Genomic DNA, 24902 nt, shown 5'->3' on the forward strand with positions numbered 1-24902 from the left:
TGACTAAATAGTGCACCCAGAGTCCTGCAACACCTGACCAATAAACAGACCACCGCAAGGTGGCCTGTTTCATTTGCACAATTTTACGCTGTAATGACTCACTGAAATCCTGCTCAGGTCATTACAGGCCTGCCGGGCTGTGGGTGACTGACGAGCTGATAACTCACGTCAACAAGCGGTTAGCCATGCCATCCAGCTTGGCTTTGGTCTTTTCCCAACCGGGCATCACCTGACCCATCAGCCGGTAAAAGTGCTCGCTGTGGTTGTGCTCGGCAATATGGCAGAGCTCGTGCAGGATCACGTAATCGATGCACTCGCGGGGTGCTTTGACCAGATGCGGGTTAAGCGTGATCCGGCCATTGGGGGAACAACTGCCCCACTGGGTCTGCATGGTCAGGATGCGCAGTGGCGGACGCTCGGTGACCCAGATGGCCTGATCCAACATGGCATTGAGTCGTCTGGCAAACACCTCCCTGGCACGGGCCTTGGCCAGAAAGCCTGGACTGAGCTAATCAGTAATTTAATTACAAATTTTGCAGGATAAAAATAAAAAGGCCCTGCTGTTGCAGGGCCTTTGAGTTTCCAACTTAAATGGTCGGTTTCCAACTTCAATGTCACGGTTTCCAACTTAAATGGCCGTGATCAATACCGCCACTTACTTGGCGTAATCCTCGGTCGGGATACAGGCGCAGAACAGGTTGCGATCACCAAACACGTCGTCAATACGGTTGACTGACGGCCACAGTTTGGCGGCACGCACGGCGTCGGACGGGAACACCGCTTCGGCGCGGCTGTAGCCACGACTCCACTCGGTATCCATCACGTCATCCTGGGTATGCGGCGCATGGACCAGCGGGTTGTCGGTCAGGCTCCAGTGGCCGTCCTGCACCTTGGCGATCTCGGCACGGATGGACGTCATCGCCTCGACGAAGCGATCCAGCTCGCGCTTGGATTCCGACTCGGTCGGTTCGACCATCAGGGTGCCCGCCACCGGGAAGCTCATGGTCGGTGCGTGGAAGCCGTAGTCCATCAGCCGCTTGGCCACGTCCATCTCGCTGATGCCGGAGGCTTCTTTGAGCGGGCGAATATCCAGAATGCACTCGTGAGCTACCCGACCGTTGCGGCCGGAATAGAGCACCGGGAAGGATTCACCCAGCTTCTTGGCCAGATAGTTGGCATTGAGGATGGCCACCTGAGTGGATCTCTTCAGCCCCTCGTCCCCCAGCATGGCGATGTACATCCAGCTGATGGGCAGGATGCTGGCCGAACCGAACGGTGCCGCCGACACGGCGCCGTTGTTGCGGCTCTCCTTGTCGGTCTTGACCACGGCGTGACCGGCCACGAACGGCGCCAGATGCTGCTTCACGCCGATGGGGCCCATGCCAGGGCCGCCACCGCCGTGAGGAATGGCAAAGGTCTTGTGCAGGTTGAGGTGGGATACGTCCGCCCCGATAAAGCCCGGCGCCGTCAACCCGACTTGTGCGTTCATATTGGCGCCGTCCAGATAGACCTGACCACCGTGCTGGTGAACGATGTCGCACACCTCCTTGATGGTCTCCTCATACACCCCGTGGGTAGAGGGGTAGGTCACCATCAGACAGGAGAGTTGATCCCCCGCCTCGGCGGCCTTGGCGCGCAAGTCGTCGAGATCCACGTTGCCGGACTTGTCACAGGCGGTGACGATCACCTTGAGCCCCGCCATCTGGGCAGAGGCCGGGTTGGTACCGTGGGCAGAAGCTGGGATCAGGCAGATGTCGCGATGCCCCTCACCGCGGGATTCGTGGTACTTCTTGATGGCGAGCAGACCTGCGTACTCGCCCTGCGCGCCGGAGTTGGGCTGCATGCAGACCGCATCGTAACCGGTCACCTTCACCAGCCAGTTTTCGAGGTCGGCCAGCAGCAGCTGATAGCCCTTGGCCTGCGCCAGCGGCGCGAACGGGTGCAACTTGCCGAACTCGGGCCAGGTCACCGGGATCATCTCGGCGGTAGCATTGAGCTTCATGGTGCAAGAACCCAGGGAAATCATGGCGTAGTTGAGCGCCAGATCTTTGGCTTCGAGACGGTGGATATAACGCAGCATCTCGGTTTCGGAGTGGTACTTGTTGAACACCTCGTGGGTCAGCACGGCATCGGTGCGCAGCAGATCCTGCGGGATAGGGTGATGGGTCTGCGCCGCCTTGTCGAGAGCCTCGATATCCAGTCCATGACTTTGGCCGAGGAAGAGATCGAACAGCTCGGCCACATCAGCGCGGGTGGTGGTTTCAGACAGCGACACCCCTACCGCACCATCTAGGTCTGCACGCAGGTTGATGCCGAGCCCCTCGGCCTTGGCGATCAGCGCCGCTTTGTCGGCAGTCTGCACGGTCAGGGTATCGAACCAGCTGGCATGCTTAAGGGCCACCCCCTTGGCCTTGAGACCAAGCGCCAGAATGGTGGTGAGACGGTGCACGCGGGAGGCGATGGTTTTCAGCCCGACCGGGCCGTGATAGACGGCGTAGAAGCTCGCCATGTTGGCCAGCAGCACCTGAGCGGTACAGATGTTGGAGTTGGCCTTCTCGCGGCGGATATGCTGCTCGCGGGTCTGCATCGCCATGCGCAGCGCAGCCTTGCCGCGGGCATCCTTGGAGACACCGATAATGCGGCCCGGCATGGAGCGCTTGTAGGCATCGCGGGTGGCAAAGAAGGCGGCATGGGGGCCACCGTAGCCCATGGGCACGCCAAAGCGCTGGGCGGAGCCCAACACCACGTCGGCACCCAGCTCGCCCGGGGATTTGAGCAGCAGCAGAGAGAGCAGATCGGCGCTGACGCAGGCCAGCCCTTTCTGGGCCTGTACGGCGGCGATGAGGGCACGCAGATCTTTCACCTCACCTGTGGTGGTGGGGTACTGGAACAGGGCACCGAACACCTCTTCGCTCACCGCATTGCTCGCTGCGCCGACCACCACGTCAAACCCGAAGTGAACCGCGCGCTCTTTGACCACGTCGATCACCTGCGGGTGCACATCATCGGCCACGAAGAAGAGGTTGGATTTGGACTTGGCCATCCGTTTGGCCAGCGCCATCGCCTCGGCGGCGGCGGTCGCTTCATCCAGCAGGGAGGCACTGGCCAGATCCATGCCGGTGAGATCCAGCGTTAGCTGCTGGAAGTTGAGCAGGGCTTCGAGCCGGCCCTGCGCCAGCTCGGGCTGATACGGGGTGTAGGCGGTATACCAGCCCGGGTTTTCCAGCACGTTGCGCAAAATGACGTGGGGCACATGGGTATCGTGATAGCCCATGCCGATATAGCTCTTGGCAATCTTGTTCTGGGCGGCATAGCCCTTGAGCTTGGCCAGCGCCTCCACTTCGGTCATGCCGGCACCGATCCCCAGCGGGCCCGGCAGGCGAATGGCGGCGGGCACGGTCTGGGCAATCAGATCGTCCAGGCTTTCGGCCCCGATGGTCGCCAGCAGCTGGCGCAGCTCTTCCTCGCCTGGGCCGATATGGCGGCGGACAAAATCGGTTTTTTGCTCGAGTTCAAACAGTGACTGGGTCATTTCCCTATTTCCTGATAAATAAGTCCTGGCATGACATCCTGATAACCAAGACCTGATGTTCCTGATGGTCGGCTGAGACCGACTCCACTCATGTTCGCTATGCCGCAGCCAAGAGAGCACGGCACTGGATGCTCGCTGGCACCCCGGGGATCAACCCTGTAAAACCGCGCGCTGGCTAAACCCCAAAACGCCGGATACGAGTGACTTCATCCTGCTGTCGACTCCGTCGGCAGCCATACAAAAGGGCCCCGCACGTTGGTGCAGGGCCCGGGGGCATTACTCTTCGTCCACCACGTTCTGGTAGCCTTCGGCATCCAGCAGGTTGGCCAGCTCGCTCTCGTCATCGAGCTTGATGCGGAACAACCAGCCAGCGCTGTAGGGATCGGAGTTGACCAGCTCGGGGCTCCCTTCCAGCTCGTCGTTGACGGCAATGATCTCGCCGCTCACCGGGCTGTAGATATCGGAGGCCGCCTTGACCGACTCGGCCACGGCGCAGTCGTCACCGGCACTGACCTGCTTGCCCACTTCAGGCAGTTCGACAAACACCATGTCACCCAGCAGCTCCTGGGCGTGCTCGGTGATACCGACCACGGCCTCGCCGTTGGCTTCAACACGGATCCACTCGTGGGAAGTGGCATATTTCAGTTCGCTCGGGATATGGCTCATTTGTGCTTCCTTTGATCTTTGAGTCGCGTTTAAAAACGAATATAAAAAGCGATGGGGAAGGCACAGCCCTCCCCCAAAACGGTATTAAACCAGCTTCTGGCCGTTACGGACGAAAGCGGGCTTGGTGACCTTCACGGTGACCAGTTTTTTGCGGATCTCCACCTCGGCCAGTTCACCGATATCACGAGGCACCCGCGCCAGGGCAATACTGTAGCCCAGGGTGGGGGAGAAAGAGCCGGAGGTGATCACACCTTCCCGCTTCTCACCGTTTGCCGCGGTGAAGGTGACCGGCATACCGGCACGCAGCACCCCTTTCTCTTCCATCACCAGACCCACCAGCTTGGGCTGGTTACCCGCCGCTTTCTGCGCTTCCAGCACGTCGCGGCCGATAAAGTGGCGATCACTCGGCTCCCAGGCAATGGTCCAGGCCATGTTGGCAGCGAGCGGAGAGACTGACTCATCCATATCCTGACCGTAGAGGTTCATCCCTGCTTCGAGGCGCAGGGTATCGCGGGCACCGAGGCCGCAGGGGGCCACCCCGTTATCCAGCAGCGCTTGCCACAGCTCACAGGCTTTCTCTTGCGGTACCACGATTTCATAACCATCCTCGCCAGTGTACCCAGTGGTGGCGATAAAGAGATCGCCAGCCTGCACGCCGAAGAAGGGTTTCATCCCCACCACGGCAGTGCGCTGGGCGGCGCTCAGTACGGCGGCGGCCTTGACCTTGGCATTGGGCCCCTGCACCGCTATCATCGCAAGCTCGGGACGCTCGGTCACTGCGATATCGAAATCGATGGCGTGATGGCGGATCCATGCCAGATCCTTCTCGCGGGTAGCGGAGTTGACCACCAGCCGGTAAAACGTATCGCCAAGATAATAGGTGATGAGATCATCGATGACGCCCCCTTCAGGGGTCAGCATGCCGCTGTAGAGCGCCTTGCCGGGGGCAGTGAGTTTGGCCACATCGTTGGCCAGCAGGTGTTGCAGAAAGGCTTTGACCCGTTCGCCGGTCAAATCGACGATGGTCATGTGGGAAACATCGAACATACCGGCATCGCTGCGCACCGCGTGGTGCTCTTCCAGCTGGGAGCCGTAGTTGATGGGCATTTCCCAACCGTGGAAGTCCACCATCTTGGCGCCGGCTTCCAGGTGTTTGGGATGCAGTACAGTAGTCTGGATCATCGCATTCTTTCCTTAGCAAAAAGCCTTTTCGCTTTGGCGACAGCCCTTGCGAACCGTGTCTTCACCCCGGCAGCGCTGCGCCGCAGCGGGAACACGTCAGATCACAGGGTGTGGCTCGCTCCTGCCCTTGCCAGGCAAGAGGGATTCCTTGAACGGAGCGGATTATATGACAAGCAGGCGAGCGTGCCGCTCAAAAAAAACTAATCCCCTCCCGTAAAACTGACTCCAGACACTAAGATAAATGCAGTGATAAAAACAGCCATAAGCCGACTCATGCGAGATTAAATTTTGATTTTTACCGTTTCGTCACAATTTGCAGAAAAACGTTTCGCTCCAGTACAAAATTAAAGGCTGACACCCAAAATGGGTCATCAGCCTTGTCGGATTACTTTTGTTGCAAAAAACAGCGGGTAATATTAGTTTTTTTCACCCTTGGCCTGCATGGCACTGCTCTTGGTCACCGCAACAGCCCAGTCAGGACGGGCCAATGCGGGCAGTTCGCCCTCCAGCCCCATGGCGGCACGGATCACCCCCTCCTTGAACGGTGTCAGCAGATTGGCCGCGCGCAATCCGACACCCCGCACCAGCTTCTTGAGCGGGTTGGTGCCGCTGAACAGCCGCTTGAGCCCTTCCATCGCCGCCAGCATGCGAGCCGCTTCGCTCTTGCGCCAACGCTCGTAGCTGCGCAGGTTGGCGAGCAGGCCGATATCCTCGCCCGCGGCATGATTTTGCAAGATCTGCTCCGCCAGCGCGGCCGCATCCAGCAGGCCAAGGTTGACCCCCTGCCCTGCCAGCGGATGAATGGTGTGGGCCGCATCTCCCACCAGCACCAGCCGCTCGCGGGCAAAGTCGCGGGCATAGCGGGCGGTGAGCGGAATGGCGCTGCGCGGCCCCTCCACCTTGCACAGACCGAGGCGGGCATCGAAGGCGGCGGTGAGCTGGCGGTTGAACTGCTCGTCATCACAGGCACAGAGCGCCTCGGCACGGGCCGCAGGCAGCGACCAGACGATGGAGCTGAGGTTCTCCTGCCACAACGGCAAAAAGGCGAGCGGGCCATCCGGGGTGAAGATCTGGCGAGCAACAGCTTCATGAGGTTCGGCGCAGCGCACCGTTGCCACCAGGGCGTGGTGGCCATAATCCCAGCTGGTGAGCGGAATATCGGCCTGACGGCGCACCCAGGAGTGAGCGCCATCGGCAGCCACCACCAGTTTGGCCGAGATGGCCTGACCATCTTCAAGAAGCAGCAAGGCGCCCGCCGGGCCGCTCTGCAGGCTCTTGGCTCTGGCGGGGGTCAGCAGCTGGATATTGCAGGCATCTTCAATCGCCTCAAGCAGCGCCAGCTGGATCACCCGATTCTCGACGATATGGCCGAGGTTGGCCTGACGCAGGCTGGCGGCATCGAAGTCGATATGGCCGAAACTGTCCTGCTCCCACACCGCCATCTTGTCGTAGGCCTGCAGGCGGCGCGCTTCAATGCCATCCCAGGCGCCGACATGGCGCAGGATCTGCTGGCTGGCCAGGCTCAGGGCGCTGACCCGGTTGTCGGCCACCTCCCCCAGCTGCGGATCGGGCAGTTGCCCCTCCACCACCAGCACCTTGAGGGGGCTATGTTTAAGGGCCGCAGCGAGCCCCAGCCCCACCATGCCGCCACCGACAATCACCACATCCACATTTTGCATCTGCATCATCTCATCCTTTCAGGGCTGACCGGCTGGCCAGCGAGGGGACGCCCGCGGGCACTCCCCCTTTGTTCATTATGTTTTGCTCAACGAATGGCGGTCACCATCTTCCGGTCAACAGGTTCCACTCAACAAGCGCTGGCTAGTTGCCGCACACATCGGCAACAAAGCCCAGGGTGCGCGAGGCGAGCGGCGCCTTGAGGCAAGGGAATCGCCCCATCAGGGTGAGCGCCAGATTGCGCCCCGCCACCAGCGGGTCGTGACCATTGGAGAAGATCTGGGCCAGCGAGGAGGTGAGCCAGACGGTCTGCGCCTGATCGCGCTGGCGCTGCTGCCAGTAGCCACTCAGCACCTTAAAGCTGCCGATATCCTCCCCCTCTGCCAACGCCTTGGCCACCGCCCCGGTAAGCAGGTCGAGATCCCGCATCCCGAGGTTGAAGCCCTGTCCGGCGATGGGGTGCAGGGCGTGGGCGGCATTACCGACCAGCACGGTGCGCTGGGCCAGCGGATAGTCGCAGGCGGTCAGGATCAGCGGATAGACGTGACGCACGCCGCATCGCTCGAAGCGGCCGAGCCGCCAGCCAAAGGCCTGCTGCAGACGAGCAAGAAACGCCGCCTCATCGAGGGCCATCAGCTCATCCACCTCATGCAGCCCGACGCTCCATACCAGCGAGGAGAGCCCCTCCTGCATCGGCAGCAGGGCCAGCGGGCCCCCTTCGGTAAAGCGCTCAAAGGCGCGCCCCTCAGGGTCTTGCGCCGTTTTGACGGTGGCGATGATGGCGTGTTGCTCAAAGTCGTGGCGGGTCACCGGCAACTTGAAGTGCTGACGTACAAAGGAGTTGCCGCCGTCGGCGGCCACCAGCAAGCGGGTCTCAATCTGTTCACCGCTCTCGAGAGTGAGGGTCACCTTCTCCTCATCGGGCTCTATCTCGCTCACCCGGGCCGGACAACAGACCCGGATATTGGTGGCGCTCGCCATCGCCCGTTGCAGCTCGTTACCGGCGGACGCCAGCTCGATCACCTGACCCAGCGCGGGCAGACCGTATTCGGCAGCCGACAAGCGAGCCTGACCGCAGTGGCCGCGATCCGAGACATGAATCTGGGTAATGGGGGTGCAATGGGGGCAAACAGCGGCCAGAGACCGCGTCGCAACAGCGCATCACAGGTACCGGCCGAGAGCGCAATGGCGCGGGCGTCGAACCCTGAATGGGTGTGCTGTTCGGGGACACTCGCCTCCAGCAGCAGGATCTCGAGGGGGGAGCCATCGGATCGAAGCAGGGCCGCCAGCGAGAGCGCCAGCACGGCACCGCTCATTCCACCGCCGACCAGGGTGACATCGACCTGTCGCACATCAGATTGAGACATAAGCAGAGAGGAAGAAGTGAAAAAGGTGGCCTCATGCTATCACAAAGCCGCTGACCGCATGCGAGGTCACCGGCAAAAAACCGGTTGCACCTCACAGGGTTAGCCACAACAGCGCCATAAAAAAGAGCGCCTGTTGGCGCTCTTGCAATAAGGAGGCTGGCTTGCCCGCAACACTCAATCAATGCAGGGTCGGCGGCGCGCTCGGGGTATCGGGGCGCTTGCCAAACTCTTCGAAGGCCATCATGACCCCCAGTTTGACGTGTTCGTAGAGCACCAGGAAGGAGGCTTCGTTCTCGTCATCTTCCTGATCGAACTCGGCAGAAACCTGAGTGATGCTGGCGATATCCTGGATCATCTCCTGCAGCTCTTCCGACGCGCGAGAGAGTTCCTGCTGCACCACGCCGAAACCGGCCAGAAATGCCTGTGACCAGTCCACCAGCGAATCGATGCGCTCATCGAGGGGGGCATCATCGCTTGGCAGCAGCAGTTCGACACCTTTTTGGGCCATCAGGCTCTCGACCACACTGTGATAAAGATCGATCATCACCTGGCGCACCGGGGCCGGCAGGCCGAAACCGTCGTTCACCAGATCGTTGAAATGGGGCACCCAGCTCTTCTCATCCAGTGCCACGCCACCGCACACCAGACCGCAGATCACGCCATGGGCCTCTACAGCCGTCGCCATCAGCTCATGCTGCTCCATCAGGTCGGCCACGGCCGCGTATTTCAGGGGGTTCGTTTTGCTCATCGAGGATCCGCTCAAAGTTCAGGCAAATTTGCAGAATTAATGGTCAGGATCCTAGCATTCTCCCCCCTCCAGAGCTAGCAAGGCCTTGAAACTTCTGCATCTGCGCTATATAGTCCCGCCCAGTTGTCCACGTGGATAAAGGCGGAAATCAGCTCCGCCGTATTGAGGAAGGCATGAGCACAGAGGCCGTAGAAATCGTCATTTTGGGACGTCCCTACAAGGTATCCTGTCCCTTGGGACAGCAGGATGCCCTGCGCCAGGCCGCCGAGCAGCTGACCGACAAGTTGATCGACCTGCGTCAACGCTCCAAAGTCTCCAGCAACGAGCAATTGGCTATCATGGCGGCGCTCAATTTCTGTCATGAGCTCTGCCTTGAAAAAGAGAAGAACCACCAATACTCTGAGACCATGGACAAGCGGATCAAGATGCTGCAGCGTACCATCGAAGCGGCCCTGATCGAGCACGGACAATATGGTGATGCCAGCGGAGAGGGGCAACAACCCTAATCGCAAACCGTTTTAAAATTCCCTGGGATGTTTGTCAGCCGGTTCAAGTCCCCGAGCCGATAATCATACCCAACAGGGGATCGGCCTTCTGGCTATTGCGCATGCTCGGCACGACCGAGAAGCCTGCGGTCAGATTCGATTCCCGCCTTGAACCTACGGTTCAAGGGCCCAAACCGGCAACGGCATCTCGGGGTACCAACAGCAAAAGCCCGTCACCTGCGTGACGGGCTTTTTCTTGCCTGTTTGGCTGCCTGGCACAGCCACTCACCGTCCAGACACAACTGAAACATGCCTGGGTGAACGACAGTGGCAATCCGCTACTCGTTGATCCCTCTGATGGCGAGGCCCTGCACCTTATGGTGGCCCCCCTTATGGTGGCACCATAGCGAGCGGGCTGCGCTCGCTCCCGACCCGGATGCGCTCGACCCAGACAATAAAGGGCGGCGGGCGGCCGCCTTGGTCATTACTCGCTTAGCGAATGGCTGCCATCTGCCGCACGCAACGCTGCTCTCTCTCATCCACCCGCTTGGCAAACCAGGCCGTGGTGAGGTTACGGGTGATTTTCGGACTCTTCAGCTGAATGCCGGGCAGGATGGCGCGGGGTTGCCGCTTGCCCGCTTGCTTGTCAGCCAAGGTAAAGATGCGATGGTAAAGGTCGGTCTCGGCAAACTCGGCGGTATCCCCTTTGCGCAGGCTCTGGGTGATCGCCTGTTTGCTCATATTGATCCGGCTGGCGAGGGAGTAAATAGCAAGCTCGGTGTTGCCAGGCTGGTCGCTATCATAGCGGATCACGTCCCCATCCAGCGCCAGATTTTTGCCACTCAAACGGCTAACTGCGGCCTGAAAAGCGGCGTTACGACTAGCGTACCAGCCAGCGTTGAAGTCGGCAAAGCGGTAGAGGGTATCCGGGTAGTCGACGGGATAACCAAAGATATGTTTGGTACCAAACCAGATGCCACCGCGGCGAGTAAAGACTTCGTGGCGAATCGAGTCCTTGATGGGATAGGGGTAACCGCGAGCGTTGGCCTCGGCAAAGGCGATACTCACCTGCATCGGACCACCGGTATGTACCGGGTTGAGGTTGCCAAACAGTGTCTTGCCCATCGGCAACATGCTGATCATGTCTTCGAAAATTTCGCTCATCTCCCGCTCGGTTCGCAATCTGTCGATGCGCTCGGCGTAACTCTTGCCACTGGGAGAGTCGATGGAGAGCGCGGCCCGCACCATAAACTCGGGGATCAGCAGCTTGGCCGCCCGTGAGTTGATCTCTTTCCAGGCGATCTTGCCAAGGCCCGGCACCACGGGGTCAGCCTGATAGGTGGCCTCCTGCTCTGCCACCGCCAGCACACTGCAGACGTTATGGTCGCTGACTGTCAGCCCTTGGGTGATGAGCGCCGTCACCACGTCATTGGCCCACCCCTGTTTGTCGATCACCTGACGGGGCAAAAAGCGCACGATGCGGCTCTTCATATCCGCCGGTTTGCGCGGCTGCATGGCAGGCGGTGTTTTGGGGGGGCTCACGCTCGCCCCTTTGGTCGGTGCGGAGGCGGGATCACTGGCACAACCTGCCAGCAGCAAGGAGAGCAGCAGTGGCAGTGTGGGTATTGCAGAGAAAACAGAGCGGCGAGAAAAGGTCATCAACGTATCCGGTACAAGGGCTGGAAGCAGACCCGCCCAACGGCGGGCGCACACATGGTCTTGCATTGTAGAGGATTGGTCCACTTGGCTAAAGTCCCATACGCTGCCCCCCTTACCAAGCCGGACAGGTACGGCCGAAGCTTGGGATGACGCGCTCACGGGCGAGGGGCTTTAATCGAGAGTGATTTGTATTTAGAATGCCGCAGCCAGGATGCTCACGGTATGGATACCCATGAATACTGATTCACTTGCTCTTCTCTTCCCTCACCTGCAACTGTGGCTGATCACGCCACTGCGGGAGTGCCTGACCGGACTGTTTGACTTCAACGGACGGCTGGGCGCCCCATTTCTGCTGATATCGGGTACGGTCGCTTATCTTCTTTATCGCTATCGCCGCCGCCAAGGGGATCCCGCAGCACGCAACTTTGCCGGTTTTCTCGGTGGCAGAGCTATCTGGCTGCACCCTTCTGCCCTGCTCGACTACCAATACTATCTGGTGCGGGCCCTGCTGCATGTGGCCCTGCTGGTCCCCATCCTGACCCTGCTCCATCCCTGGCTGTTGCAGGCGGACAATATCACGTCGGCACTCACACGGCTGTGGGGGGAGCGCCCGCGCTTGGCAGAGGCGAGCTGGCTAATGATGTTGTATGGCCTCGGAGTTTTTCTGGTCAGCGACTTCGCCCATTACTGGCTACACCGCGCCTTTCACAGTCGCTGGCTATGGGAATTTCACAAGGTTCATCACAGCGCCACCGTGATGGTGCCGCCCACCGCCAGCCGCATTCATCTGGTGGAAAAGCTCTCTGAAATCGTGATCAAGGGGAGCGCACTCGCCCTCTACTCCGGCGCTTTCTACTGGTTGTGCGGCGACTCCGTGCGCCCCTACACCCTGTTTGGCGTGGGCTATCTGGTGCTGATCTTCAACTCGCTGGCCGCCAATTTGCGCCATAGCCATATCTGGCTATCGTTTGGCCCGCGGCTGGAGCATATCTTCAACAGCCCGGCCCAGCACCAGATCCACCACAGCCGGGATCCCCGCCACTTCAACCACAACTTCGGCACCAATCTCTCCATCTGGGACTGGTGGTTTGGCACTCTTTACGTGACCAGCAGCCAGCCAGAACCACTCTCATTCGGCGTAGGGCCCAAGGACAATGTGCACTACAGCCGCCTGAGCGCGTTGATCCTGCGTCCCTTCCTGGTCACGGCGCGCAAGCTCTGGTACGCCCTGCCCCGTCCTCGCAGCCGTAAACCGCAGCCGGATTTAAAGTAGTCACGCTCTTCGCTCGCATGAACATGGCCCCCACAGAGCCAAACCGGTCGTCATAAAAAAGCCCCCCGCCATCGCTGGCGGGGGGCTTGTCACATATGCGAGTCGAGTGTGGCTTGCTCGCAGAGTAGTTAGCGGTTTTTCACCTTCTGATGCAGCTCCTGCACCGAGTTGACGTTGGCGGTGGCATCCACGCTGATGGCCATGCAGGTGGCAAACGCCTCATTCATGGTGGTGGTATACGCCACCTTGTTCTGCAAGGCGGCGCGACGCAGCTGCTTGGAGTCCTGGATCGCCACCCGCCCTTCGGCGGTGTTGACGATGTAGGTGTACTCGCCATTCTTGATGCGATCCAGAATGTGCGGGCGACCTTCGTGCACCTTGTTGACCAGACGCGGGTTGATGCTCGCTTCACCCAGCGCGACGGCGGTGCCGTGAGTGGCATCCAGCTCGTAGCCCAGCTCCAGCAGCTTGGCGGCCAAGTCAACCACCTGCGCCTTGTCGCTGTGACGCACTGACAAGAGGGCACGACCCTCTTTCGGTACGGCGTGGTTGGCACCCAGCTGCGCCTTGGCATAGGCCTCGGCAAAGCTGCTGCCCACCCCCATAACCTCACCGGTAGAGCGCATCTCTGGCCCCAGCAGCGGGTCAACTCCCGGGAACTTGGCGAACGGCAGTACCACCTCTTTCACCGAGTAGTAGGGTGGGATGATCTCTTTGGTGAAGCCCTGTTCTTGCAGCGACTGACCGGCCATCACACGGGCGGCAATCTTGGCCAGCGGGGCGCCGGTCGCCTTGGAGACAAACGGCACGGTACGGGCGGCACGCGGGTTCACTTCGATGAGATAGATATCATCGCCCTTGACCGCGAACTGCACGTTCATCAGGCCGATAACACCGAGCTCCAGCGCCAGCTTGCGCACCTGCTCGCGGATCTCGTCCTGAATTTTCTTGGACAAGGTATAGGGAGGCAGGGAGCAACCGGAGTCACCGGAGTGGATACCGGCCTGCTCGATATGCTCCATGATGCCGCCGATGACTACATCGGTGCCGTCGCAGATGGCATCCACGTCCAGCTCGGTCGCATCGTCCAGGAAGCGGTCCAGCAGTACCGGCGATTCGTTGGAGACGCTTACCGCCTCGGCAAAGTAGCGACGCAGATCCTGCTCGTCATAGACGATTTCCATGGCGCGGCCACCCAATACGTAGGAGGGGCGAACCACCAGCGGGTAGGTGATACGCTCGGCCAGCAGCACGGCCTGCTCCAGCGCGGTGACGGTGCCGTTTTCCGGCTGCTTGAGGCCGAGGCGCTCGACAGCAGACTGGAAGCGCTCACGGTCTTCGGCGCGGTCGATGGCATCAGGACTGGTACCGATGATCGGCACGCCGTTGGCTTCCAGTGCTCGGGCCAGTTTCAGCGGGGTCTGGCCACCGTACTGAACGATGACGCCCTTGGGTTTTTCGATGCGTACGATTTCCAGCACATCTTCCAGGGTCACCGGCTCGAAGTAGAGACGATCCGAGGTGTCGTAATCGGTGGAGACGGTCTCCGGGTTGCAGTTGACCATGATGGTCTCGTAACCGTCTTCGCGCAGGGCCAGCGCCGCGTGCACGCAGCAGTAGTCAAACTCGATACCCTGACCGATACGGTTCGGGCCGCCGCCGATGATCATGATCTTGTCGCGGTTGCTCGGGGCAGCTTCGCACTCCTCGTCATAGCTGGAGTACATGTAGGCGGTGTTGGTGGCGAACTCGGCGGCGCAGGTATCGACTCGCTTGTAGACAGGGAAGATGTTGTGACGGGCGCGCAGTTTGCGCACTTCGCCTTCGGCCACGCCGAGGATCTTGGCCAGACGGGCATCGGCAAAGCCCTTGCGCTTGAGGGCGCGCAGGAAGTCGGCATCGAGCCCGGCCATGCCGCGCTCTTTCACCTCTTCTTCCAGCTTCACCAGATCTTCAATCTGCACCAGGAACCAGGGGTCAATCTTGGTCAGCTTGAAGATGCCATCCATGGAGAGACCGGCGCGGAACGCATCGGCGATGTACCAGATACGGTCGCAACCGGCGTCCTGCAGCTCGTGACGAATGCGGGTCAGGGAGTCCGGGGCATTGAGGTCAACCATGGGGTCGAAGCCGGTTTTGCCGGTCTCGAGGCTGCGCAGCGCCTTGTGCAAAGACTCCTGGAAGTTGCGGCCGATGGCCATCACTTCACCGACCGACTTCATCTGGGTAGTGAGACGGTCGTTGGCACCGGCGAACTTCTCGAAGTTGAAGCGCGGCACCTTGGTGACCACGTAGTCGATGGCAGGCTCGAAGGAGGCCGGGGTGCGACCGCCGGTGATGTCATTCATCAGCTCGTCGAGGGTGTAACCGATGGCGAGCTTGGCAGCGATCTTGGCGATGGGGAAGCCGGTCGCCTTGGAGGCCAGCGCGGAGGAGCGCGACACCCGCGGGTTCATCTCGATGATGACCATACGGCCATCTTTCGGGTTGATGCCGAACTGGACGTTGGAGCCGCCGGTCTCGACACCGATCTCGCGCAGCACCGCCATGGAGGCGTTGCGCATCAGCTGGTACTCCTTGTCGGTCAGCGTCTGGGCTGGCGCGACCGTGATGGAGTCACCGGTGTGGATACCCATGGGGTCGAAGTTTTCGATGGCGCAGACGATGATGCAGTTGTCGTTGCGATCCCGCACCACTTCCATCTCGTACTCTTTCCAGCCGATCAGCGACTCGTCGATGAGCAGCTCTTTGGTCGGCGACAAGTCCAGACCGCGCTCGCAGATCTCGACGAACTCTTCGGTGTTGTAGGCGATGCCGCCACCTGAGCCGCCCATGGTAAAGGAGGGACGGATGATGCAGGGGAAGCCAACCATCTGCTGCACGCCCCACGCCTCTTCCATGTTGTGGGCGATACCGGCGCGCGGGCACTCAAGGCCGATGCTCTTCATGGCGATGTCAAAGCGACGGCGATCTTCGGCCTTGTCGATGGCATCGGCGGTGGCACCGATCATCTCGACCCCGAACTCGGCCAGCACGCCGTGCTTCTCCAGCGCCAGTGCGCAGTTGAGCGCAGTCTGGCCGCCCATGGTGGGCAGGATGGCGTCCGGGCGCTCTTTCTTGATGATTTCGCGCACCACTTCCCAAGTAATGGGCTCGATGTAGGTGGCGTCCGCCATCTCCGGGTCGGTCATGATGGTGGCCGGGTTGGAGTTGACCAGAATGACGCGGTAGCCCTCCTCGCGCAGGGCCTTGCAGGCCTGGGCGCCGGAGTAGTCAAATTCACAGGCCTGGCCGATGACGATGGGGCCGGCGCCGAGGATCAGGATGCTCTGAAGGTCGTTACGTTTTGGCATGGCTTCTCTTTTCCTCTTAAGCGCGATACTGCTTGATCAATTCAATAAAGTGGTCAAAGAGACCGGCACAATCGTGCGGGCCCGGGCTCGCTTCGGGGTGACCCTGGAAGCTGAAGGCCGGACGGTCGGTGCGATGGATGCCCTGCAGGGAGCCATCAAACAGGGAGACGTGGGTGGCGCGCAGGCAATCCGGCAGGCTGTTCTCGTCTACCGCAAAACCGTGGTTCTGGGCGGTGATCATCACTGTGTTGTCGTCGAGGCTCTTCACCGGGTGGTTGGCGCCGTGGTGGCCAAACTTCATCTTGACGGTCTTGGCACCGGAGGCCAGACCCAGCAGCTGGTGACCCAGACAGATGCCGAACACCGGCGTGTTGGTATTAAGGAAAGCCTTGATGGCCTCGATGGCGTAGTCGCACGGCTCGGGGTCGCCAGGGCCGTTGGAGAGGAAGATGCCATCCGGGTTCATCGCCAGTACTTCGGCGGCCGGGGTCTTGGCGGGCACTACGGTCAGGCGGCAACCACGGTCAACCAGCATCCGCAGGATGTTGCGCTTGACGCCGAAGTCATAGGCCACCACGTGATATTTCAGCTGGTCGGCATCCGGGGTGACGTGCCCCTTGCCAAGCTGCCAGCTCCCGGTCGTCCAGTTGTACGCCTCATCAACAGTGACCTCTTTGGCCAAGTCCATCCCCTTCAGACCGGGGAAGGCGCGAGCCTGTTCGAGGGCATAAGCTTCATCGACCTTTTTCCCGGCCAGAATGCAGCCAGCCTGAGCGCCTTTCTCGCGCAGGATGCGGGTCAGTTTACGGGTGTCGATGTCGGCGATGCCAACGATGTTGTGAGACTTGAGGTATTCGGAGAGGGATTGCTGATTGCGGAAATTGGAGGCAAGTATCGGAAGGTCCCGGATGATCAATCCCTGAGCATGGATCTGACTGGACTCTTCATCTTCGCTGTTGGTGCCGGTGTTGCCTATATGGGGGTAAGTGAGGGTGACTATCTGACGGGAATAAGAGGGATCGGTGAGGATTTCCTGATAGCCCGTCATCGACGTATTGAAAACCACTTCACCAACGGAACATCCCTCGGCGCCTATCGACACGCCTTTGAATACAGTTCCATCTTCCAGCACTAGCAATGCAGTGTGATTCAAGACAACCTCCAGTTATTTAGCTTTAAATTCAGCAATTTACCTGGGTGTTGCAGGCTCGTTTCCGGTCTTGGACAGGACTCGAACCCGGCAGATTTCTGGCAAATTGGGCGCATTCTACTTAAAAAAGGTGGCATTTCAACGTCTTTTCTCAGATGAAATGCATCTAAATTCAATAAAAAAGCAACATTACCCATTATCTATGCACTCAACCGCTTTGCAACCCCCTCCCATGAAAGAAAAGGAAAAACCACCACCAAAAGATGCCACCAAGCCAGTAATAGCGACAAAAACCAACAAAAAAACCAATTAAAACAATGATGTTTATTTTTACACAAAAATCATTAATGACAAAATCAACGCTTTTATGATGACAAGAGTGAACATGAAAAATGGAAAACGTTTTTCTGTGTTTGAATTTTTAGTCTTTTCCCATCGGTGTAAAAAAATGGCTTCATCAGCCATAAAGATGCTCAAATCGGTCACCTGGTGATGACATTCAGGAAGGGAAAATCTGGTGGATAACGCAATAGTGTTATTTATAAGGCATTCAGATAAAAATTGCAGGCAGTGTGTCTTTTTACACAAACTCTGGCTGACTGACAGCAAAAACCCCGGCAAGCCGGCAATGCTGTTCACTTAAGCGGAGCCGCATTGCGATCTACCGGAAAGCGGGTCTTTGATATCTTCACCGCCCTGGGTCTCGATGGCCTGGGGCGTTTTTCTATGAACATGACGCCTATGCTCCCCCGCAACTCCGCCAACCTCCGTGGGGTATGGGCTGGCGATATCGCGCCCGCCATCACTGCCATCTGGTTCGCGATGAACTGACAGGCAAACTTGAAGCTCACCTCATTGGGCGCTCGCTGATGAGCTACGGCGGCCTGGCTCGCCTCCCGCCTGACCAGATTGTATCCAAGCAGCAAACCCCACAGTTCCTGATAAACCAAGTCCACTTTCTTGCTTCTCAGTGTGATGGCGTTGTGCTGCATCGCACTTTTGATATCCCGGTATCCCAACTCGATTTCCCAGCGCTCGTGGTACAGGGTCGCCACCTGCGCTGCGCTGAATCGGGTTACGGGCAGGGAGGTAAAGACCGTTTTCTCCTTGCCTGCCACCTCGTAGGTCACTGCGCGAACTTGCCAGTGCGTCGGTAACTCGGGGTTTTTCTTGCGAGCCTGAGGCGAGACCGTCATTTGCAACAGACGGTCACCGTCGCCATAGCGCTCAAGTTCCGTGTATACCAACCCCTTGCGTTCCGGGATGAGCCAGTGACGGTCGGTGTCTTCGGCCTGAATTCGTAGCAACAGGTCGGCACCGAAGAAACCTTTATCCAGCAGGGTCACCGACTTGTCCGGCAATGAGTGAATGAACTCACTGGCCAGGGGGATTTCCCCTTTGCGATACGGGCTGATGGCCGCGTTGGCAATGACATGCGAGCGGACATTCATCAGCGTGACCAGCCGCAGCATTGGATAGGGTGTCTGCCGGTTGGTTGACGTGTTACCCGAACCGAAATGCGCCCTGAGTTCAGGCATATCCTGGGTACGAAACAGGGCTCCATCGATGGCAAAGACCTGTAAACCGTGCCACTGGTCTTCAGGATAACGTTCCCGTCCCCACACATCGGCACACTGCTTGAACAGCCACTCGAGCGGCTGTTTGCCGAGTCGCTGACGGGCTTGAGACAGGGCACTGTCCGCGAGCAAGGCGTCATTGGCCAACCCTTCTGCACAGATATTGAGGCGCCGAGCGACCTCGGAGATGGGCTCATTACGGAAAAAGGCCATCCCCACGACGAGCCACAAGACCATATCAGAAGGTAAGCGGCGTCGGCGGATAGTGGCCTTTTCAGACAAGGCGGCAGCGGCAGTAATCCATTCGTCGGGAATATGGTCGGCAAAAATTGCCAGCCGAGCCAGCATGTCGCCAGATGTCTCAACAACATCGCTCAGGTCGTTTGCAATAGACATAAAAAAATCCGGAACCAGTGATTGGTTCCGGATTGTCCTACAGCAGAAGGATCGGTCAATGGATCCTTAACTGATCAGCATTGCGGCAAGCCGGGGTTTTTCACTGGGTATCTGTCACACAACAGAGCAGCACAGAACCATCACTTGAGATTGAGCACATCCTGCATGTCATAAAGACCGGCACCCTGCTGGCCAAGCCACTTGCCCGCCCGCACAGCACCATTTGCGAAGGTCAGACGGCTGGAGGCCTTGTGGCTGATCTCCACCCGCTCGCCGATATCGGCAAACATGACGGTATGCTCCCCCACCAGATCGCCGGCGCGAATGGTGGCAAAGCCGATAGTGTTGCGATCCCGCTCGCCAGTGATCCCCTCGCGGCCATAGACGGCGCACTCTTTGAGATCCCGGCCCAGGGTTTTGGCGACCACTTCACCCATGGAGAGCGCAGTACCGGATGGCGCATCCACTTTGTGGCGATGGTGGCCTTCGATGATCTCGATGTCGGTATAATCCCCCATCACCTTGGCGGCCTGTTCCAGCAGCTTGAACACCAGGTTGACCCCGACCGAGTAGTTGGAGGCGAACACGATGCCGATCTGCTTGCCTGCCTCTTTAAGGGCGGCCTTGCCTGCCTCGTCAAAACCGGTGGTGCCAATCACCATCTGCTTGTGGTGGGCCAGCGCAAAAGCCAGATTGGCCAGGGTCACCTCGGGACGGGTGAAGTCGATGATGAGATCAAACTCGTCCCGTACCTTGTCCAGACTATCGCTGACCGCCACGCCCAGATGGCCCAGCCCGTTGAGCTCACCGGCATCCAGCCCGATCACCGCAGAGCCCGGTCGCTCCAGCGCCGCCCCGACCACCACGCCATCGGCATGGCTGATCGCCTCTAGCAGCACCTTGCCCATACGACCATTACAGCCCATCACGGCCACCCGGATCGGATTGTCCATCTCCACCCTCTCATCTCTATTTAGGAAAGAGACCGTTTTACCAGCCTGCGCCAGGTTTGAAAAGCTCACTCTGCGCCATCACCAAGCTCCGACATATAAACGAAAAAAAACAATATATCGGAATATTTGACGGCTTTATCTAAAATAACGGAATCACAAAACAAAAGCACCCATCCGTCTGGACGTCTATCTTGACCAAACGGGGTTGACTCACTACTGTGGCTCCCCCAATGCGGCAGGATGCCCGCCCTGTTTTCTCCCGATCCCAATCAGATAAAGGCACAAAGCAGTTTATGACAGGAGGTCATTGTTCAATTTCAGAGGAACACATGATCCAGACTCAACCCAGTGCCAGGGCCTTGCTGCCACTTCTGGTTTTTCTCGCACTCTTTATCGGTACCGGTACCTGGCTGACCCTGCAGGGGGTCGAATTTGCCTTCTATCAGCTGCCTGCCCCCGTGGCGGCCCTGCCTGCGGTGATGCTCGCCCTGCTGCTTGGCAAAGAGGGCTTCAACAGCAATCTGGAGACCTTCTTCAAAGGGGTCGGCCACAGCAACATCATGGCGATGTGCCTTATCTATCTGCTGGCGGGGGCCTTTGCCAGCGTGGCCAAAGCCACCGGAGGCGTTGATGCCACCGTGGCGCTGGGTCTCTCGCTCATCCCCAGCTGGGCGCTGTTGCCCGGGCTGTTCCTCATCTCTGCCTTTATTGCTACCGCCATGGGTACCTCCATGGGCACCATAGGTGCCGTGGCGCCGGTGGCCCTTGGCGTGGCGCAGGCGGCCGGCATCGATCCGGTGCTGATGGCGGGTACCATTCTCTCCGGCGCCATGTTTGGCGATAACCTCTCCATCATCTCCGACACCACCATTGCGGCCACCCGCAGTCAGGGGTGCGAGATGAAGGACAAGTTCCGCGAGAACTTCAAGATTGCGGCCCCCGCCGCCATCACGGTGATCCTGCTCTATCTGACCCTGGGGTCTGTGGGTGAATCCCCTGCCAGCGGCAGCGCCATCGAGCTGTTCAAGGTGATGCCTTATCTGCTGATCCTGGGGCTGGCGCTCGCCGGAGTGAATGTGTTTGTGGTGCTGGGGATCGGTATTCTGGCCGCCGGTGCGGTGGGCATGATCAACGGCTACGCCATCGGTCAGTTCAGTAAGGATATCTATCAAGGCTTTACCGGCATGCAGGAGATCTTCCTGCTCTCCATGCTGATCGGCGGTCTCGGCGCCCTGATGGAGCGTCAGGGTGGACTGGCCTGGATAAGCGAGCGCATCAGCGCCCTGATTGCCCGTTTCACTCGCGAGCACAACGGCGAACAGAACGAGAAAGCGGCGGAGCTCGGCATCGCCGGGGTGGTAAGCCTCACCAACCTCTGCACCGCCAACAACACGGTGGCCATTATCGTCGCCAGCAAGGTGGCCCGGGATCTGGCCGAACACCACGGTGTCACCCCGCGCCGCGCCGCCTCCATGCTCGATATTTTCTCCTGCGTGGTACAGGGTCTGATCCCCTGGGGCGCACAGGCGCTGCTGCTGGGATCCATCTTCGCCCTGTCGCCGTTGGCGGTGGTGAGCATGAGTTTCTACCCGATGGCGCTCGCGGTGGCGGCACTGATTGCAGTGTTCGTGAAGCACCAGATGCACGGCAAGGCTGACAAGTAACAGGATAACGTCCATGCGTTTCTACACAGGATTAGCGCTCGCGGTGGCGGCACTGATTGCCGTGTTCGTGAAGCACCAGATGCGCGGCAAGGCTGACAAGTAACAGGCCAGACGCTGGCGTGCCGACATGCCATCAACAGGGGCCGCACCGCAGCCTCTGTTGATGCAGTATCGGATGCGCCAACGTTCATCCGCCCCCTTGGCATCAGCCGTCCGGGGCGGTTTTTCCCCTGTCGCCCCCTTAACGTACAGAGTGAATGTGCTAAGGTAGAGCGCGTTCAAGCCATTGATGCGCAGCTTTACCAGAGGTTCCCCATGCATGAGTCCCAACCCGAACGTCAATCCCTGCGCCAACTGGTTCGTCAACGCCGCAAAAATCTGAGTCCGGCCGAGCAACAAGCGGCGGCCCAACAGCTGCTGGCCCAGTTCAAGCAACACCCCGAGATCCTCGCCGCCAAGCGCATTGCCCTCTATCTGGCCAATGACGGGGAGATCAACCCCCTGCCCACCATCCATTGGCTGTGGGCCCAGCACAAAGAGGTCTACCTGCCGGTGCTCCACCCCTTTACCCCTGGTCACCTGCTCTTTTTGCGCTATACCGCCACCAGCCCCATGGTGCGCAACCGCTACGGCATTGAAGAGCCCGAGCTGGATATCCTGCAGGTGGTGCCCCACAGCACGCTCGATCTTATCTGCACCCCGCTGGTCGCCTTCGATGCCCAGGGTAATCGCCTTGGCATGGGGGGCGGCTACTACGATCGCACTCTCGCCATCTGGCATGAGCACAAGCTGGGCCCCAAGCCACTCGGCATTGCCCACGACTGCCAGCAAGTGGATGCAGTCCCGCAAGAGGAGTGGGATGTGCCACTGCCCCAGATCATCACCCCGAGTTACTGCTGGCGCTTTGAATAGGCTGTTTTTGGCCGGCGGCCCCGGCTTTGTGCGCGCAAACGCAGAATAAACAGGCAAACGATTTACAAAGTCCCTCTTTTTGCCCCGGAACGTGAGCAACAAGGTCGCGACGGGGTACCGGGTTGGATATAATGCGCCCGCTTTTTTCTTAAGGAATGATCATGACTCAAGATGAAATGAAGAAGGCGGCCGGTTGGGCTGCGCTCAAGTATGTGGTTCCCGGCACTATCGTCGGGGTGGGCACCGGCTCTACCGTCAACCACTTTATCGACGCGCTGGCGACCATGAAGGACGAGATCAAGGGGGCGGTATCCAGCTCCGTGGCCTCTACCGAGCGCCTCAAGGGCTTCGGCATCACCGTATATGATCTCAACGAGATCGACGCCCTCTCCGTCTATGTGGATGGCGCCGACGAGATCAACGGCACCCGCGACATGATCAAGGGCGGTGGCGCTGCCCTGACCCGCGAGAAGATTGTTGCCGCCGTGGCTGACAAGTTCATCTGCATCATCGACAACACCAAGACCGTCGAGGTGCTGGGCCAGTTCCCGCTGCCGGTGGAAGTGATCCCGATGGCCCGCGAATACGTGGCCCGCGAAATCCGCAAACTGGGTGGCAACCCGGTGTGGCGTGAAGGGGTGGTCACCGACAACGGCAACCACATTCTGGATGTGAAAGGCATGGCCATTACCGATGCCAAGGCGCTGGAAGTGCAGCTCAACGCCATCGTAGGCACCGTCACCAATGGCCTGTTCGCCGCCCGTGGCGCCGATGTAGTCCTGATCGGCACGCCGGACGGGGTTGTGACCCAATAATCACAGTATGAATAGACAACGGCGCCTGATGGCGCCGTTTTTATTTATCCCTCAACAAGTTGCATACGGATGTTTACAACAATCGTTGATAACTTCAAAGAATTTGACTTTCGTCACAAATATTCCCTCTCCCAAACGTTTTTGCTACTTTACGGTTTTCTTCGCACACCAAATCTGCACTTACGTTTGCACATACAGAGGGATCGTCATGACTGCCAAGTTTTCGTTGGACAAGGATAAAATCAAGGTTCTGCTGCTGGAGGGAGTCCATCCCAACACCGTAGAGACCTTTCGTGCCGCAGGTTACACCAGTGTGGAGTATCTCAAGACCTCGCTCTCCGAAGAGGAGCTGATCGAGCAGATCCGCGACGTCCATTTCATCGGGCTGCGCTCCCGCACCCAGATCACCGAGAAAGTCCTCGACGCCGCCAACAAGCTGGTCGCCATCGGCTGCTTCTGCATCGGTACCAACCAGGTGGAGCTGGAAGCGGCCCAGATCCGCGGTATTCCGGTCTTCAACGCCCCCTTCTCCAACACCCGCTCGGTCGCCGAGCTGGTTCTGGGTGAGATCCTGCTGCTGCTGCGCGGCATCCCCGAGAAGAACGCCAAGTGCCATCGCGGCGTGTGGGAAAAGCTGGCCAATCGCTCGGTGGAAGCGCGCGGCAAGAAGCTCGGCATCATCGGCTACGGCCACATCGGTACCCAGCTTGGCATCATCGCCGAAAGCATCGGCATGAAGGTTTATTACTACGATATCGAGAACAAGCTCTCGCTGGGCAACGCCATTCAGGTGCCGAGCATGGTCGAGCTGCTCAATATGTCTGACGTCATCAGCCTGCACGTGCCGGAGACCGCCTCCACCAAGAACATGATCGGTGCCGAGCAGCTGCGGATGATGAAACCGGGCGCCATCTTCATCAACGCCGCCCGCGGTACCGTGGTGGATATCGATGCGCTGGCTGACGTGATCAAGAGCGGCCATATCGCCGGCGCCGCCATCGACGTCTTCCCGGTCGAGCCCAAGTCCAACGACGAGGAGTTCCAAAGCCCGCTGCGTGGGCTGGAGAATGTCATCCTGACCCCGCACATCGGTGGCACCACCCATGAAGCGCAGGAGAACATCGGGCTGGAAGTGGCCAACAAACTGGTCAAATACTCTGACAACGGCTCCACCCTCTCCGCCGTCAACTTCCCGGAAGTGTCGCTGCCGGGCCACAAGGGCTCCAGCCGCCTGCTGCACATTCACCGCAACCAACCGGGCGTGATGAACAAGATCAACCAGATCTTCGCCGAAGAGGGGATCAACATCGCCGGTCAATACCTGCAGACCAGCAGCCATATCGGTTACGTGGTGATCGACGTGGAGACTGAGCACAGCGAGAAGGCACTCGCCAAGCTCAAGGAGATCAGTGGCACCATCCGTGCCCGCATCCTCCACTGATAACCCCGTTTATCAGGGCAGCAAAAAGCCCGTCATGATAGTAATGCCAGTC

Annotated in this window: 17 protein-coding genes, 1 other RNA gene and 1 pseudogene; 7 read left to right on the forward strand and 12 right to left on the reverse strand. The window is 59.3% G+C overall.

The window, feature by feature from the left end:
• Positions 1-163: 163 nt before the first annotated feature.
• From NMD14_13030 to NMD14_13060, 7 genes and pseudogenes are all read right to left on the reverse strand, one after another.
• The gene (locus NMD14_13030) at positions 164-469 is read right to left on the reverse strand and encodes a M48 family metallopeptidase (protein ID XEI31697.1); all 306 of its coding nucleotides are present in this window, start codon (positions 467-469) and stop codon (positions 164-166) included.
• 186 nt (positions 470-655) lie between these two features.
• Complete coding sequence (gene gcvP / locus NMD14_13035) at positions 656-3532, reverse strand: aminomethyl-transferring glycine dehydrogenase (protein XEI31698.1); 2877 nt, start codon at positions 3530-3532, stop codon at positions 656-658.
• Positions 3533-3808: 276 nt separating this feature from the next.
• Positions 3809-4198: a glycine cleavage system protein GcvH gene (gene gcvH / locus NMD14_13040; protein ID XEI31699.1), complete on the reverse strand. Its 390-nt coding sequence runs from the start codon at positions 4196-4198 to the stop codon at positions 3809-3811.
• 84 nt (positions 4199-4282) lie between these two features.
• Positions 4283-5380: a glycine cleavage system aminomethyltransferase GcvT gene (gene gcvT / locus NMD14_13045; GenBank protein ID XEI31700.1), complete on the reverse strand. Its 1098-nt coding sequence runs from the start codon at positions 5378-5380 to the stop codon at positions 4283-4285.
• A gap of 416 nt (positions 5381-5796) precedes the next feature.
• Positions 5797-7065 carry an FAD-dependent 2-octaprenylphenol hydroxylase gene (locus NMD14_13050; GenBank protein ID XEI31701.1) on the reverse strand — a complete coding sequence of 423 codons (1269 nt, stop codon included), beginning with the start codon at positions 7063-7065 and terminating at the stop codon, positions 5797-5799.
• Between the two features lie 136 nt (positions 7066-7201).
• Positions 7202-8424 (reverse strand): annotated as a pseudogene (gene ubiH, locus NMD14_13055) (2-octaprenyl-6-methoxyphenyl hydroxylase).
• Between the two features lie 178 nt (positions 8425-8602).
• Complete coding sequence (locus NMD14_13060; GenBank protein ID XEI31702.1) at positions 8603-9172, reverse strand: UPF0149 family protein; 570 nt, start codon at positions 9170-9172, stop codon at positions 8603-8605.
• A 173-nt stretch (positions 9173-9345) separates the two neighbouring features.
• Between NMD14_13060 and zapA the strand changes: the two genes are divergently transcribed.
• Both zapA and ssrS read left to right on the forward strand, forming a co-directional pair.
• Positions 9346-9678, forward strand: coding sequence for a cell division protein ZapA (zapA, locus tag NMD14_13065; protein ID XEI31703.1), 333 nt, complete (start codon positions 9346-9348; stop codon positions 9676-9678).
• A 16-nt stretch (positions 9679-9694) separates the two neighbouring features.
• A non-coding RNA gene (gene ssrS / locus NMD14_13070) (6S RNA) lies at positions 9695-9876 on the forward strand.
• 273 nt (positions 9877-10149) lie between these two features.
• Here the strand turns inward: ssrS and NMD14_13075 are convergent.
• Positions 10150-11316: a DUF1615 domain-containing protein gene (locus tag NMD14_13075; protein XEI31704.1), complete on the reverse strand. Its 1167-nt coding sequence runs from the start codon at positions 11314-11316 to the stop codon at positions 10150-10152.
• A gap of 232 nt (positions 11317-11548) precedes the next feature.
• Here NMD14_13075 and NMD14_13080 point away from each other — a divergent pair, with 232 nt between their 5' ends.
• Positions 11549-12589: a sterol desaturase family protein gene (locus NMD14_13080; GenBank protein ID XEI31705.1), complete on the forward strand. Its 1041-nt coding sequence runs from the start codon at positions 11549-11551 to the stop codon at positions 12587-12589.
• A 128-nt stretch (positions 12590-12717) separates the two neighbouring features.
• Here the strand turns inward: NMD14_13080 and carB are convergent, their stop codons facing one another.
• The 4 genes from carB to dapB all read right to left on the reverse strand — a co-directional run bounded on the left by carB (position 12718) and on the right by dapB (position 20018).
• A complete protein-coding gene (gene carB / locus NMD14_13085) occupies positions 12718-15942 on the reverse strand; it encodes a carbamoyl-phosphate synthase large subunit (GenBank protein ID XEI31706.1) in 3225 nt (1074 codons plus the stop codon).
• A gap of 16 nt (positions 15943-15958) precedes the next feature.
• Positions 15959-17095 carry a glutamine-hydrolyzing carbamoyl-phosphate synthase small subunit gene (gene carA, locus NMD14_13090; protein XEI31707.1) on the reverse strand — a complete coding sequence of 379 codons (1137 nt, stop codon included), beginning with the start codon at positions 17093-17095 and terminating at the stop codon, positions 15959-15961.
• A gap of 632 nt (positions 17096-17727) precedes the next feature.
• Entirely contained in the window at positions 17728-19065 is a 1338-nt protein-coding gene (locus tag NMD14_13095) for an IS4 family transposase (GenBank protein ID XEI31708.1), read from the reverse strand.
• Between the two features lie 140 nt (positions 19066-19205).
• Positions 19206-20018, reverse strand: coding sequence for a 4-hydroxy-tetrahydrodipicolinate reductase (dapB, locus tag NMD14_13100; GenBank protein XEI31709.1), 813 nt, complete (start codon positions 20016-20018; stop codon positions 19206-19208).
• Positions 20019-20347: 329 nt separating this feature from the next.
• On the opposite strand from dapB, the gene NMD14_13105 reads away from it, so the two are divergent.
• The 4 genes from NMD14_13105 (at position 20348) to serA (ending at position 24850) form a co-directional block, all read left to right on the forward strand.
• Positions 20348-21682 (forward strand): Na+/H+ antiporter NhaC family protein, encoded by a 1335-nt coding sequence (locus NMD14_13105; protein ID XEI31710.1) that lies wholly within the window; start codon positions 20348-20350, stop codon positions 21680-21682.
• Between the two features lie 315 nt (positions 21683-21997).
• Complete coding sequence (locus NMD14_13110; protein ID XEI31711.1) at positions 21998-22594, forward strand: 5-formyltetrahydrofolate cyclo-ligase; 597 nt, start codon at positions 21998-22000, stop codon at positions 22592-22594.
• A gap of 161 nt (positions 22595-22755) precedes the next feature.
• Positions 22756-23409 (forward strand): ribose-5-phosphate isomerase RpiA, encoded by a 654-nt coding sequence (gene rpiA, locus NMD14_13115; GenBank protein XEI31712.1) that lies wholly within the window; start codon positions 22756-22758, stop codon positions 23407-23409.
• 208 nt (positions 23410-23617) lie between these two features.
• Positions 23618-24850 carry a phosphoglycerate dehydrogenase gene (gene serA / locus NMD14_13120; GenBank protein ID XEI31713.1) on the forward strand — a complete coding sequence of 411 codons (1233 nt, stop codon included), beginning with the start codon at positions 23618-23620 and terminating at the stop codon, positions 24848-24850.
• The last annotated feature ends 52 nt before the right edge of the window (positions 24851-24902 follow it).

Origin of the sequence: Aeromonas veronii, assembly GCA_041319085.1 — a bacterium.
Lineage (GTDB): Bacteria > Pseudomonadota > Gammaproteobacteria > Enterobacterales > Aeromonadaceae > Aeromonas > Aeromonas veronii_F.

Excerpts from the sequence above, each read along its gene's own strand:
- NMD14_13075 (XEI31704.1), bottom strand. The coding sequence starts at position 11,316 with ATGACCTTTTCTCGCCGCTCTGTTTTCTCTGCAATACCCACACTGCCA.
- NMD14_13110 (XEI31711.1), top strand. The coding sequence starts at position 21,998 with ATGCATGAGTCCCAACCCGAACGTCAATCCCTGCGCCAACTGGTTCGT.
- gcvH (XEI31699.1), bottom strand. The coding sequence starts at position 4,198 with ATGAGCCATATCCCGAGCGAACTGAAATATGCCACTTCCCACGAGTGG.
- NMD14_13105 (XEI31710.1), top strand. The coding sequence starts at position 20,348 with ATGATCCAGACTCAACCCAGTGCCAGGGCCTTGCTGCCACTTCTGGTT.
- zapA (XEI31703.1), top strand. The coding sequence starts at position 9,346 with ATGAGCACAGAGGCCGTAGAAATCGTCATTTTGGGACGTCCCTACAAG.
- carB (XEI31706.1), bottom strand. The coding sequence starts at position 15,942 with ATGCCAAAACGTAACGACCTTCAGAGCATCCTGATCCTCGGCGCCGGC.
- NMD14_13060 (XEI31702.1), bottom strand. The coding sequence starts at position 9,172 with ATGAGCAAAACGAACCCCCTGAAATACGCGGCCGTGGCCGACCTGATG.
- rpiA (XEI31712.1), top strand. The coding sequence starts at position 22,756 with ATGACTCAAGATGAAATGAAGAAGGCGGCCGGTTGGGCTGCGCTCAAG.
- NMD14_13050 (XEI31701.1), bottom strand. The coding sequence starts at position 7,065 with ATGCAGATGCAAAATGTGGATGTGGTGATTGTCGGTGGCGGCATGGTG.
- NMD14_13095 (XEI31708.1), bottom strand. The coding sequence starts at position 19,065 with ATGTCTATTGCAAACGACCTGAGCGATGTTGTTGAGACATCTGGCGAC.
- gcvT (XEI31700.1), bottom strand. The coding sequence starts at position 5,380 with ATGATCCAGACTACTGTACTGCATCCCAAACACCTGGAAGCCGGCGCC.
- dapB (XEI31709.1), bottom strand. The coding sequence starts at position 20,018 with ATGGACAATCCGATCCGGGTGGCCGTGATGGGCTGTAATGGTCGTATG.
- gcvP (XEI31698.1), bottom strand. The coding sequence starts at position 3,532 with ATGACCCAGTCACTGTTTGAACTCGAGCAAAAAACCGATTTTGTCCGC.
- NMD14_13080 (XEI31705.1), top strand. The coding sequence starts at position 11,549 with ATGAATACTGATTCACTTGCTCTTCTCTTCCCTCACCTGCAACTGTGG.
- serA (XEI31713.1), top strand. The coding sequence starts at position 23,618 with ATGACTGCCAAGTTTTCGTTGGACAAGGATAAAATCAAGGTTCTGCTG.